The sequence below is a fragment of the Bradyrhizobium sp. ISRA430 genome (assembly GCF_029909975.1).
GTDB lineage: Bacteria > Pseudomonadota > Alphaproteobacteria > Rhizobiales > Xanthobacteraceae > Bradyrhizobium.
This window is the reverse complement of the sequence record NZ_CP094516.1, coordinates 8,019,526-8,032,777: the sequence shown is the minus strand read 5'-3', so window position 1 is coordinate 8,032,777 and position 13,252 is coordinate 8,019,526. Positions and strand designations below refer to the sequence as shown.

Below are 13,252 nucleotides of genomic sequence, written 5' to 3'. Positions count from 1 at the left end.
TTACACCGCCTCGATCAACATGGCGCCGCCGAGCCCGCCGCCGATGCACTCCGTGGCAACGCCGCGGCGCGTGCCGAGCCGCTTCATGGCGTTGACGAGGTGCAGCACGATGCGGTTGCCGGACGTGCCGACGGGATGGCCGAGCGAGATCGCACCGCCATCGACGTTGAGCTTGTCGCGATCGATCTCGCCGGCCGCGTCGTCGAGGCCGAGAATCTCGCGGCAGAATTTTTCGTCATTCCAGGCGGCAAGGCAGCCGAGCACCTGTGTGGCGAAGGCCTCGTTCAGCTCCCAGGTCTCGACGTCCTTGATGGTGAGGTTGTTGCGCGACAGCAGCGGCGTCGCCGACATCACCGGCCCGAGCCCCATGATGCTCGGATCGAGCGCGGCCCAATTGCTGTCGATGATGGCAGCCTTCGGCGACAATTTGTGCTTCACCACCGCCTCGTCGGAGGCAAGGATCACCCAGGAGGCGCCGTCGGTGATCTGCGAGGAATTGCCGGCGGTGACCTGGCCCCAGGGACGCTCGAACACCGGCTTCAGCTTCGCCAGCGTCTCGGGCGTGGAGTCCGGGCGCACGCCGTCGTCATGGTCGAAGAATTTTCCGTCGCGGGAGAAGGCGGTCTCGACCTCGCCCTTGAGGAAGCCTTGCGCCTGCGCGTGCGCGAGCCGGCGATGGCTCTCGGCGGCATAGGCATCGGACTGCGCGCGGGTGATGCCGAAGAGATGGCCGACCACCTCGGCGGTCTGGCCCATGTTCAATTCGGTGATCGGATCGGTCAGCCCGCGCTCGAGGCCAATGATCGGCTTCAGGAAGCGTGGCCGCACTTTCAGCGCTGCGGCGATTTTTGCGGCCATGCCCTTCGCAGTGGCAAGCCCCGCGAACCAGCGCACGCCGGCATTGGGCCAGACCAGCGGCGCGTGGCTCAGCGCCTCGGTGCCGCCGGCGAGGATCATGTCGGCATGACCTTCGCGGATGTAGCGGTAGGCGCTGTCGATCGACTGCATGCCGGAGCCGCAATTGATCTGCACGGTGAAGGCGACCATGTCCTCGCCCATGCCGAGCCTGAGTGCCGCGACGCGGGCAGGATTCATTTCGTCCGCGATCACGTTGACGCAGCCGAGGATGACCTGGTCGAAGGCGGTGGGCGCGAACGGCTGGCGCGCCAGCAGCGGCCGGCCGCATTGCACGGCGAGATCGACCGGCGTGAACGGGCCCGGCCCCGAGCGCGCCTTGAGAAACGGCGTCCTGCTGCCGTCGACGATGAAAACCGGTCGTGCCATCAGCTCGCCGCCCTCTGTTCCCCGAGTTCCTGGAAGAACTGATGCACGTCGCCGGTTTTCTTGTAAATCGGCGACAGCGCTTCGGGCGCGAAATCATCGACCTCGATCACTTTTGCGACAGCTTCACCCGCCGCCGCAAGCTGCTCGCCTTCGGCCTGCGTGATCACGCCCTTGGCCGCCGCCTCCTTCCAGTCGTGGATATGCGCGGCCCGCATGCGCTTTGCGATCGCATCGGTGCTCGCGACCAGCTTGAACGCATGCTCCAGCCGGGCAAAGCCGCAGTCATCATCGACATGGGCAAGGTCCGGCGTGAGGCGGTCGCGCGCGGCCGACGGCTCCAGCACGAGGCTGGCGCATTGGTGCACGACGCGGTCGCTTGGGCCGAGCACGCGGGCGCCGAAGGGCTGGACCACGAGCTTGAGGATCCCTGCGACGAAGCGGTTCGGCAGATTGGCGAGAATCTCGGCGAACCTGTTCTCGATGGTCTTGAAGCCGGAGGCCATGCACCATTCGAGCGCGGCGAAATCCTCCTTCTGCCGGCCTTCATCATGCCAGCGCTTCAGCGCGGCCGAGAGCAGATAGAGCTCGGAGAGGATGTCGCCGAACCGCGCCGACAGCATCTCCTTGCGCTTCAGCGCACCGCCGAGCGTGAGCAGCGCCACGTCGGCGCAGAGCGCGAAGGCCGCCGAATAGCGCGAGAGCTGGCGATAGAACCGTGTCGCCTCGCCTGCGTCCGGCGCGGGCGCGAACGCGCCAAAGGTCCAGCACCGACTGAGGGCGCGGAACAGCGTCTGGAAGCTGTGGCCGACATGCTTCCAGAACGCCTTGTCGAAGTCGGTCAGCCCGCGCTCGCGGTCGGTGTCGGCGAGCGCATTCATCTCGTCGAGCAGAAAGGGATGGGCGCGGATCGCGCCCTGCCCGAACACGATGAGATTGCGGGTCAGGATGTTGGCGCCTTCCACCGTGATGCCGACCGGCACGGCCCGGTGCAGATTGCCAAGATAGTTTTGCGGTCCGTCGATCACCGCCTTGCCGCCATGGATGTCCATGGCGTCGTCGACCGCGGTTCGCATCCGCTCGGTCGCGTGCAGCTTCATGATGCCGGAGATGACGGCGGGATGAACGCCGGCATTCAGCGCCGCGCAGGTGAGCCGTCGCGCCGCATCAAGCTGGTAGGCGGTCGCGACGATGCGCGCGAGCGGCTCCTCGACGCCTTCGAATTTGGCGATGGAGATGCCGAACTGCTCGCGGATGCGCGCATAGGCGCCGGTGGTGCGTGCCGCCAAGGCCGCACCCGCGGCCGAGAGCGACGGCAAGGAGATTCCGCGTCCGGCGGCGAGCGCGGTCATCAGCATCTTCCAGCCCTGCCCGAGCCGCTCCTTGCCTCCGATGACGTAATCGAGCGGAATGAAGACGTCGCGGCCCCGGTTCGGGCCATTCTGGAACACCTGCATCGCCGGCAGATGGCGGTGGCCGATCTCGACGCCGGGCAAGCCGGTCGGGATCAGCGCCACGGTGATGCCGAGCTCCTCCTGATTGCCCACCAGATGATCCGGATCATAGGCCTTGAAGGCGAGACCCAGGAGCGTTGCGACGGGGCCGAGCGTGATGTAGCGCTTGTGCCAGTTGAGCCTGAGGCCGATGATCTCGCGGTCTTCGAAAACTCCCTTGCAGATGATGCCGCTGTCGACCATCGAGGCCGCATCGGAGCCGGCTTCGGGGCTGGTCAGGCCGAAGCAGGGAATGTCGCGACCGTCGGCAAGGCGGGGCAGCCAGCGTTGCTGCTGCTCCTTCGTGCCGAAGCGCATCAAGAGCTCGCCCGGCCCGAGCGAGTTCGGAACCATCACCGTGACGGCCGCCGCGATCGAGCGGGTCGAGATCTTGCGCACCACTTCCGAATGCGCATAGGGCGAGAAGCCGAGGCCGCCGAACTCCTTCGGAATGATCATGCCGAAGAATTTTTCGCGCTTGATGAAATGCCAGACCTCGTGAGGCAGGTCGCGCCATTCCCAAAAAATCTTCCATTCGTCGAGCATGGCGCAGAGCGCGTTGACCGGGCCGTTGAGGAAGGCCTGCTCCTCCTCCGTCAACGTAGCCGGGGCGACGCTCAGCAGTTTCGACCAGTCGGGATTGCCGGTGAAGAGATCGGCGTCCCACCAGACGTCGCCGGCTTCCAGCGCCTCACGCTCGGTGTCGGACATCGCCGGCAAGGCGCCGCGCGCGAGAGCGAAGATCGGCTTGGTGAGGGTGTCGCGGCGGAAGCTCATGGCAAAAACCTCATGATCGGCGCGGATGAGGAGCATTTTAGCGGAAAGTGGCCGACAGAAGTGAACACTTCGCCCGCAAAAAGAAGCGAATTGACGCGGCCGGGCGGCCCGCAGCGATAACGGCCGGGGCGCGGTGGCAGTTCCGGGAGGGGGATGGTGAGATGCCTCCACGCCGTCATTCCGGGGCGCGCCGTCAGGCGCGAGCCCGGAATCCATACTCTCGATTGTGGTTATGGATTCCGGGCTCGACGCTAACGCGTCGCCCCGGAATGACGGCGTGGCCGGCCTAATCCGGCCGGACCATCTCGAACATGTTTTCCGGCCTGATCTCGAAATAATCGCCACGGCGTCCGGCGCGGACGATCGGGCGGGCGGCGGCGGTCTGGTAGATGCCGTCCTTGATCATGGCCTTGTCGATGTGGACGGCGACGACCTCGCCGAGCGTCAGCCAGGCATCGGCCTCCCTGCCGTCGGCACCCTTGAGGCGGACGATGTCGGACAGGCGGCACTCGAAGGCGACCGGGCTTTCGGCAACGCGCGGCACGTTGACGAGCTTGCCCGGAACGGCGGTAAGGCCCGCGATCTTGAACTCGTCGACATCGGGCGCAACATGCGCCGCAGTCGCGTTCATGTGCTTGGCCAGATCCATGGTGGCGAGATTCCAGACGAATTCCTTGGCCTGCTGGATGTTCTCGACGGTGTCCTTCCAGTTGGTGGAGGAGAAGCCGATGATCGGCGGGGTGTAGCAGAACGCGTTGAAGAAGCTGTACGGCGCGAGGTTGACGTGGCCCTTGGCGTCGCGGGAAGAGATCCAGCCGATCGGCCGCGGTGCGATGATGGCATTGAAGGGATCATGCTTGAGGCCGTGGCCCTTGGAGGGCTCGTAGAAATGCAGGTCTTTGTCGGTCACGCTGATTTTTCCCTGATCGTCATTGCGAGCGCAGCGAAGCGATCCAGACTGTCTCCGCGGTGGGATTCTGGATTGCTTCGCTGCGCTCGCAATGACGGAGTCCGTTGATCCGTCTCGCTCGCAAAACCTTCCGTCATCCCGAAGCGGAATGACGGAAGGCCTGCTTATAGGGAGAAATTCCTCGGCCCGTCAGTGGCGTGGCGACAGACCCGCGATGACGAAATCGATCATCTGGTCGATGGTCGGGCCCGGCTTGGTGGCGCACTGGGCGATCATCTGCGGGTGGAAGAAGCGCATCATCGCGGTGCAGGCACAGAGCGAAGCGAGCTGCAGGTCCGGCGCCTCGAACTCGCCGGAGGCGACGCCCTGCGCGATCATCTGGCCGATAACCCCGGCAATACACTCCATGTGGGCGACGCAGACATCCCAATCTTCCTGCATGGCGATCTCGACCATCTCATGCAGCTTGGAATCGCCGACATAGCGCTCGGTGTTCATGCGGTTGATGGTGGTGAGCAGCTCACGGAAGCGGGGGATCACTGGACCCGGCCTCGCCACGATCCGCTGCGCCTCGAGCTCGACCTCGCCCATCAAGCCCCGCGCCACCGCCTGGTGGATCGCCTTCTTCGATTCGAAGAAGCGATACACGTTGGCGGGGCTCATCCTGAGCTCCTTGGCGATATCCCCGACTGTGGTCTTCTGATACCCGATCAGGCGGAACAGCCTCTCGGCCACCTCGAGGATGCGCTCCCGGGTGTCGCCTTCGATATGTTCCGCAGTCAGTGTCATCTGTCAGGACTCATCACTCGATACTCTTCATCTATTCAGCCGCCTCAGCAAGCGGAATTGCCGGCTCGGCATCGCTCCCATGCTGCGCCGCAGTGGCCAGCGTGGGAGACCCCGCCTCGTCCAGGCTCTTGCGGAACCAGAGGGCGTAGAGGCCCGGCAGGTACAGGAGCGTTAGGAAGGTTGCAACGAACAAGCCGCCCATGATGGTGATCGCCATCGGGCCCCAGAATGCCGAGCGCGACAGCGGGATCATGGCCAGGATGGCCGCGAGGGCCGTCAGCACCACGGGGCGGGCACGGCGGACGGTCGCCTCCACGATCGCCTCGCGCCGGGTCAGGCCGTGCGAGACGTCGGTCTCGATCTGGTCGACCAGGATGACCGTGTTGCGCATGATCATGCCGGCGAGCGCGATCAGGCCGAGCAGTGCCACGAAGCCGAACGGCGCGTTGGCGACGTTGAGGCCGAGGGAGGCGCCCACGATGCCGAGCGGCGCGGTCAGGAACACCAGGAACAGGCGCGAGAAGCTCTGGAGCTGGATCATGAGCAGCGTCAGCATCACCATGACCATCACCGGGAAGAGGATGAAGATCGAGGCATTGCCCTTGGCGGATTCCTCGAAGGCGCCACCCGGCTCGATGCGATAGGCCGGCTCGAGGTGGTCCTTGATCGCCTTCAGCTTCGGCGTGATCTGGTTGGTGACGTCAGGCGCCTGCACGCCGTCGACGACGTCGGAGCGCACGGTGATCGCCATGTCGCGGTTGCGGCGCCACAGGATCGGCTCCTCATGCGAGTACTCGATCTTGGCGATCTGCTGCAGCGGCACGGCAACGCCGTTGCGCGACGTTATGGTCAGATCGCCGACGCCGCCGAGGTCGAGGCGTTCGGACGGGATCGCACGCGCGACCACGCCAACCTTCTCAATGCCGTCGCGTACGGTCGTGACCTGCGCGCCCGAGATCAGCATCGAAAGCGCCTGCGACACGTCCTGCGGCGTCAGGCCCATGGCGCGGGCACGGTCCTGATCGACGACGAGCTTGAGGTAGGGCGACTGCTCGTTCCAGTCGAGCTGGACGTCCTTGACGTTCTTGTTCTCGCGCATGACGTCGCGAACCTGGTAAGCGATCTCGCGCACCTTGTTGGCGTCAGGGCCGATCACGCGGAACTGCACGGGGAAACCGACCGGCGGACCGAAATTGAAGCGGTCCACGCGGACGCGCGCCTCGGTCAACATGCCGTCGGCGACCGCGTTCTCGATCTTGGCCTTGACGCGCTCGCGTGCCTCGACGCCCTTGGCGACGATCACGATCTCGGCGAAGGCCTCGTTCGGAAGCTGCGGATTGAGGCCGAGCCAGAAGCGCGGCGAGCCTTGGCCGACATAGGCCGTGTAGGTCGCGATGTCCTTGTCGTCCTTGAGCAGTGTCTCGGCCTTCTTCACGGCCTTTTCGGTGACGTTGAAGGCAGTGCCTTCCGGCAGACGGAGCTGGAGGAACAGTTCGGGCCGCTCCGACAGCGGGAAGAACTGCTGCTGGACGTGGCCGAAGCCGACGATCGAGGCGATGAAGATGCCGACGGTCGCGACCACCACCGTGATGCGGTGATTGACGCACCACTGCACGATGGCGCGCAGGCCGCGGTACATGCGAGTCTCGTAGACTGCATGCGGATCGTGGCTATGGTGCAGCTTCATGTCGGGCAGGAGCTTGACGCCGATGTAAGGCGTGAAGATCACCGCCACGAACCAGGAGGCGATCAGCGCGATCGCCACGATCCAGAAGATGCTGCCGGCATATTCGCCGACCGCGGAATTGGCAAAGCCGATGGGGAGGAAGCCAGCGGCCGTGACCAGCGTTCCCGTGAGCATCGGAAACGCAGTGGATTCCCAGGCAAAGGACGCGGCGCGGATGCGGTCCCAGCCCTGCTCCATCTTCACCACCATCATCTCGACCGCGATGATGGCGTCGTCGACGAGCAGGCCGAGCGCGATGATCAGCGCGCCGAGGGTGATGCGGTGCAGGTCGAGCGACATCGTGTTCATGACGATGAAGACGATGCCGAGCACCAGCGGAACGGACATTGCGACGACGATGCCGGTGCGCCAGCCGAGCGCGAGGAACGACACGAACAGCACGATCACGAGCGCCTCCATGAAGGAGTGCACGAACTCGCCCACCGCGTGCTCGACCACCTTGGGCTGGTCGGCGATCAGCTCGACGTCGACGCCCTGCGGCACCGCCTTCATGAACTCGGCGGTCGCCTTCTCGACCTCCTTGCCGAGCTCGAGGATGTTGGCGCCCTTGGCGGTGACGACGCCGATGCCGATCGCCGGCTTGCCTTCCTGGCGGACGACGAAGCTCGGCGGATCGGCATAGCCGTGGGTGACGGTCGCGATGTCGCCGAGGCGGAAGACGCGGCCGTTGCTCTCGACCGGGGTCTCGGCCACGGCCTTGGCACAGTCGAGCGCGCCGGTGACGCGCAGCGGCACGCGCTGCGACGAGGTCTCGACCGTGCCGGCCGGGGTCACGTTGTTCTGCTTGGCGAGCGAATCGAACAGCGCCTGCGGCGTGATACCCAGCGTCGCAAGCTTGGCATGCGAGAACTCGACATAGATGCGCTCGTCCTGGGTGCCGTAGACGTCGACCTTGGTCACGCCGGGCACCTTCAGGAGACGCTGGCGGAAACCTTCGGAGACCTTCTTGAGCTGGGCATAATCGGCGCCGTCGCCGGTCATCATGTAGAGGATGGAATCGACGTCGGAGAACTCGTCATTGACCACGGGCCCGAGAATGCCCGAGGGCAACTGGCCCTGCACGTCGACGAGCTTCTTGCGCAGAAGATAGAAGAGATAGGGCACGTCCTTCGGCGGGGTGTTGTCGCGGAAGGTCACTTGGAGCGCGGTGAAGGCGGGCTTGGAGTAGGTCTGCACCTTCTCGAAGTAAGGCAGCTCCTGGAGCTTCTTCTCGATGGGATCGGCGACCTGGGTCTGCATCTCCTGCGCGGTCGCGCCCGGCCACATCACGGAGACGTTGACCACCTTCACCGTGAAGAACGGATCCTCGGCGCGGCCCAGCTTCTCGTAGGAGAAGAAGCCGGCGGCACCGAGCACGATCATCAGGAACAGGACCAGCGTCGGATGGCTGACGGCCCAGGCCGAAAGGTTGAAGCGCTTCATCGCACTCTCCGTAAGACGATCCACTTGTCAAAAACGACAGCCACTCTGTTCAACCCGTCATCGCGAGGCAGCGAAGCAATCCAGGGGGCTGGGCAGGTGCTGGATCGCTTCGCCGCTTCAGCCTTGCGGCCGAAACTCACCTCGCAACGACGGAACTCGAAAGAACCCGCGTTAGAAAGACAGCGAGGACACAATCCGGACCTTCTGGCTCGGATCGAGCTTCTGCACGCCGAGGGCGACGATCTTGGCGCCCTCCGCCACGCCGCCGGTGACGACGACGTCGTTGCTCTCATAGGACTTCACCGTGACCGGCTGCAGCGTGACCGCGCCGTTGTCGTCGACGACATAGAACGAGGGCTTGCCGCCTTCGTTGAACAGCGCGGACAGCGGCAGTCGCGCGACGCGCTCGGTGGCGGCGTCCGACAGCGTCAGCGTCGCGGTCATGCCGAGCGCGACCTTGTCGTCGGCTTCGGGCAGCGAGAACTTTGCGAGATAGGTGCGCGTGGCCGGGTCGGCGGCGGGCGCGATCTCGCGCAGCTTCGCTGCGTACTTCTTGTTGGGCTCCGACCAAAGAGTGACGCTGGCGACGCCCGACTTGGCGCGTTCGACCAGCGTCTCAGGGATCGCGACGACCGCTTCCTTCTCGGCAAAGCGGGCGACGCGGATCGAGGCCTGACCCGCGGCGACCACCTGGCCGGGCTCGATCAGCGTTGCGGTGACGACGCCACGGGCGTCGGCGTTGAGCGTCGCGTAGGAAAGGGAATTCTTGGTCAGCTCGACCGAGCGCTCGGCCCGGTTCAGGCGCGCACGCGCCTCGTCGGCGGCGGCGCGGCTCGAATCCATCTGCGCGTCGGTGGTCCAGCCCTTGGCCTTCAGATCCTTGGCACGCTGCTCGGCGGCAGCAGCCTGGGCCAGCACGCCGGTTGCGGCAGTCTGCTCGGCGACGGCCTGCTCGGCCTGCAGCTTGAGGTCGACCTCGTCGAGGGTTGCGAGCGGCTCGCCGACCTCGACGGTCTGGCCAACCTCGACTAGGCGTTTTGCCACTTTGCCGGCGACACGGAAGCCGAGGTCGCTCTCGATCCGGGGCTTGATCGTGCCGACGAAGCTCCGCTCCGGCGTTTCGGCCTCGTAATGCGCGGTGGCGACCAGAACCGGCCGCGGCGGCTCGGCCTTCTCGGCGACGGTCTCATTGCACCCAGCCAGCGCAGCAGCCGTGGCGGCCAGCGCGATGCCTGCCAAGAGCTTGGAATAGCTCGACAATACTGACCGGACGAACATCGGAGACGCTCCTGCTTCTGTGTTCCGGAGAAATGTCGACTAATCACTGATAAAAGTCAATAATCGTCAGTCATCAGGAATCCGTGATCGACGGGATGACCCTCCCGTCGCCCGGCGAAAACCAAGGCCCATTACCCCTGAAGTCGATTGTTGAAAGAAAACGTCTCCCCGCGTGCCCCAAGAGGGGCCGCGGAGTATGGGCCAGGCCTTCGCCAGGGCGACGTCTGGAGGCTACCGCCCCTGTTCGGCGAACTCGTGCTTGCTGTCGTGGCCGCCGATGAAGACCAGGATGCCGGCAATCAGGGGCAAGATGGCGAGCACCAGGAGGCCGGTCGAGGTCTGGCCCGTTGCTTCCTTGACCCAGCCGATCAGGTAGGGCCCGCCGAAGCCGGCGAGATTGCCGATCGAGTTGATCAAAGCGATGGCGCCGGCGGCGGCCGTGCCGGAGAGCCAGGCGGTCGGCAGGGTCCAGAACACGCCGAAACAGCAGAACACGCCGATCGCCGCCACCGTCAGCACCACCATCGTCAGGGTGGGATCGGTGAGATAGGAGGAGACGCCGAGCGCGACGGCGGTGAGCAGCAGCGGCGCGCCCACGTGCATCACGCGTTCGCGCGTGGCATCGGAATGCCGCGCCCACAGGATCATCGCGATGGTGCCGAACAGATACGGGATCGCGGTGACGAAGCCGGTCTGCGCGTTGGTGAGGCCGAACGCCTTGACGATCTGCGGCAGCCAGAACTGCATGCCGTAGAGCGCGCCGACGAAGCCGAAATAGATCAAGCTCAACGCGATCACTTTGGGCGAAGACAGCGCTTCGCCGAGCGACAGATGCTTCACGGCCTGCTTGGCCGCAATCTCGGAATCAAGCCTCCCCTTGAGCCAAGCCTTCTGCTCGGCCGAGAGCCAGTCCGCCTTCTCCGGCTTGTCGGTGAGATAGAACCAGGTGACGATGCCGAGCAGCACCGAGGGGATGCCCTCGATGATGAACAGCCACTGCCAGCCCTTCAGGCCCATCACGCCGTCGAGCCCGAGCAGCAGGCCGGAGATCGGGGCACCAATCACGGTCGAGACCGGCACGGCGATGGCGAAGGCGGCGAGGAAGCGCGCGCGGTATTCGGCGGGGTACCAATAGGTTAGATAAAGAATGATGCCGGGAAAGAAGCCGGCTTCGGCGACGCCGAGCAGGAAGCGCAGGACATAGAAGCTCGTCACGCCATTCACCAGCGCCATCAGCGCCGAGATGATGCCCCAGGTCACCATGATGCGGGCGATCCAGCGGCTGGCGCCGAACTTCTCCAACGCCAGATTGCTCGGCACCTCGAAGATGAAATAGCCGATGAAGAAGATGCCGGCGCCCCAGGAGAAGATCAGCGGCGTGAACTTCAGCTCCGCATTCATGGTCAGGGCGGCGAAGCCAAGATTGACGCGGTCGAGATAGGAGAAGAAGTAGGCCAGCACCAGGAAGGGAATCAGCCGCCAGGAGATGGCGCGGATGGTCGAGGTCTCGATTGCGCTCTTGTTGGCATTCTTGGCGCCGCCGGCGGAACCGGCAAAGGTCGTGGTCTGGCTCATGGCTTCCCCCCGGGATCGTTGCTTTTTTAGGACAGAAGCGCGGTTTTGAGCATCGCGGGCAAAGAGTCAATGGAGCGAGCAATGCACGGGGCGCAGCCGGTCAAGCCCGTTGCGCCGGTGCAGACGGCACTACGCCGCACGCGCCGTCGCCGTGATTGTCTGCGGTCTGTTCCTGCGCTGGTGCGGGCTCTAACCCACCCTGAGATTTCGCCTCCGAGTTCGGCTCTCTCCTCCGTCATTGCGAGCGCAGCGAAGCAATCCAGACTGTCACCGCGGAAAGATTCTGGATTGCTTCGCTGCGCTCGCAATGACGAGATTGATGAAGCCGTTCACCACAACCTCGCTGCCAGCACTCACTCCGCCAATTGAAACCGCTCGAAACGATCGAGCTCTTCCTCGATTTTCTGTTTCAGCTCCTTGCGTCCCGCCGTCTTCTTCCCTTCCCCGACCCAGGTCCATTTCTGCATCAAGAGCTTTTTGTTCTGGCGGTCGGTCTTGAGGTCGAGCGCGGCGACGATTTCGTCGCCGACCAGCACCGGAAGCGCAAAATAGCCGAACTTGCGCTTGGGTTTCGGCACGTAGGCTTCGAACAGATGATTGTAGCCGAAAAAGAGATTGGTGCGCTTGCGCTGGATGATCAGGGGATCGAACGGCGACAGGATGTGGACGAGATCCGGCGAAATCCCCTCGCCATTCTCCTCGAACGAGGCCGGCGCTGCCCAATGCTCCTGCTTGCCGGCGCCATGAAGTGCGACGGAGACGAGCTCACCGCGGCGAACGCGCGCGGCGATCAGGCGCGCGACCTCTTTCTTGCGCGGCGCGTCGAGATGGCAGACCGAATCGAGACTCACGATGCCTTGCGACCGCAGGGCCCGGTCGAGCAGATAGGCGGTGATGTCCTTTGTCGAGGCCGGCTTCGGCAGCTTGTCCCAGCCGAAATGGCGCGTCATCAGCTCATAGGTCTTGAGCATGCCCTGGCGCTCGCTGATGGTCACGACGCCGGTATAGAAGGCGAGCTGCAACGCGCGCTTGGAGGGCTTGCGGCTCTGCCAAAGGTGCTCCTTCTCGGTGAGCACGTCGTCCTCGATGTCGCGGATCGTCAGGGGACCGGCGCGCACCAGCCGCATCACCTTGCGCATGTCGGCCGGCGTGACCGAGGCGTACCATTTGTGCCCGTCGCGGCGATGCTCGCGCATCGCCGGCAGGAAGAAGCGGAAATCGTTCGTCGGCACGTAGGACAGCGCATGCGTCCAGTATTCGAACACGCTCTTCTCGACGCTCTGGGCAAGGCGCAGGTCGGCGCGGCGGTAGGACGGGATGCGGCTATAGAGGATATGATGGTGGCAGCGCTCGATCACATTGATCGTGTCGATCTGCACGTAGCCGAGATGAGCCGTCGCGTCGGCGACGGCCCGCGCGCCTTCCCCGAACGGCGCACGCACGTCGAGCCGCTGGGCATGCAGCCAGATCTGCCGGGCCTGTGTGGTTGAGAGCGGAAGCGGTTTGGGCGCGCGGGACATTGCGAAGGCAATGTAGCGGGATTCGCGCCGGGCGAAAGATGCAGACAGGCGTTAGTGACCGCCCTTCGGCGCCTTGGACCGATCGCCGATGCTGCCCGTGGCGATGTCCGGCTCGCAGGAGGCCCTGCCCCGCTCCGCCGCCTGGCAGCGATAGACGCTGCCGGTGAGGCGGTCGACCAGCCACATATTCTCGTCGGTCGGACCTTCGATGCCGACATAGCGGCTGGTGAGACCCGTGATCAGCGTCGACAGCAGGATCGCCACCGCGATCATCGCTGCGCCGATATAGATGGACATGGAGCTTAGGAAGGCTGTCCGATCCGGCGAGCCGCCACGATAGAACTGGTAGTCACTCGGCCTGGGCACTGTATGGAACTCGGCTCGCTTCCTTGGCGATTGTCAGATTTGGCGGTTGTTAGATCAAGTGTGCTGCTAGGCGCGCATCTGGCCGAATTCTTGT

The 13,252-nt window shown here is 64.7% G+C and carries 9 protein-coding genes; all 9 read right to left on the bottom strand.

The window, feature by feature from the left end; all coding sequences use genetic code 11:
- Positions 1-1,284: an acetyl-CoA C-acetyltransferase gene (locus MTX21_RS37560; protein WP_280969472.1), complete on the bottom strand. Its 1,284-nt coding sequence runs from the start codon at positions 1,282-1,284 to the stop codon at positions 1-3.
- A complete protein-coding gene (locus MTX21_RS37555; protein ID WP_280969471.1) occupies positions 1,284-3,551 on the bottom strand; it encodes an acyl-CoA dehydrogenase in 2,268 nt (755 codons plus the stop codon). Before MTX21_RS37555 ends, MTX21_RS37560 begins: the two co-directional genes overlap by 1 nt.
- A 286-nt stretch (positions 3,552-3,837) precedes the next feature.
- A complete protein-coding gene (locus MTX21_RS37550) occupies positions 3,838-4,461 on the bottom strand; it encodes a flavin reductase family protein (protein ID WP_280969470.1) in 624 nt (207 codons plus the stop codon).
- A 189-nt stretch (positions 4,462-4,650) separates the two neighbouring features.
- Entirely contained in the window at positions 4,651-5,250 is a 600-nt protein-coding gene (locus MTX21_RS37545; protein ID WP_280969469.1) for a TetR family transcriptional regulator, read from the bottom strand.
- A 31-nt stretch (positions 5,251-5,281) separates the two neighbouring features.
- Entirely contained in the window at positions 5,282-8,419 is a 3,138-nt protein-coding gene (locus tag MTX21_RS37540; RefSeq protein WP_280969468.1) for an efflux RND transporter permease subunit, read from the bottom strand.
- Positions 8,420-8,590: 171 nt separating this feature from the next.
- Positions 8,591-9,697: an efflux RND transporter periplasmic adaptor subunit gene (locus tag MTX21_RS37535; RefSeq protein WP_280969467.1), complete on the bottom strand. Its 1,107-nt coding sequence runs from the start codon at positions 9,695-9,697 to the stop codon at positions 8,591-8,593.
- Between the two features lie 231 nt (positions 9,698-9,928).
- Positions 9,929-11,272, bottom strand: a complete 1,344-nt coding sequence (locus MTX21_RS37530; protein WP_280969466.1) for an MFS transporter — start codon at positions 11,270-11,272, stop codon at positions 9,929-9,931.
- A gap of 353 nt (positions 11,273-11,625) precedes the next feature.
- On the bottom strand, positions 11,626-12,792 hold the full coding sequence (locus MTX21_RS37525) for a crosslink repair DNA glycosylase YcaQ family protein (RefSeq protein ID WP_280969465.1): 1,167 nt from the start codon (positions 12,790-12,792) through the stop codon (positions 11,626-11,628).
- 51 nt (positions 12,793-12,843) lie between these two features.
- Positions 12,844-13,089, bottom strand: a complete 246-nt coding sequence (locus MTX21_RS37520; RefSeq protein WP_280969464.1) for a hypothetical protein — start codon at positions 13,087-13,089, stop codon at positions 12,844-12,846.
- Positions 13,090-13,252: the final 163 nt, after the last annotated feature.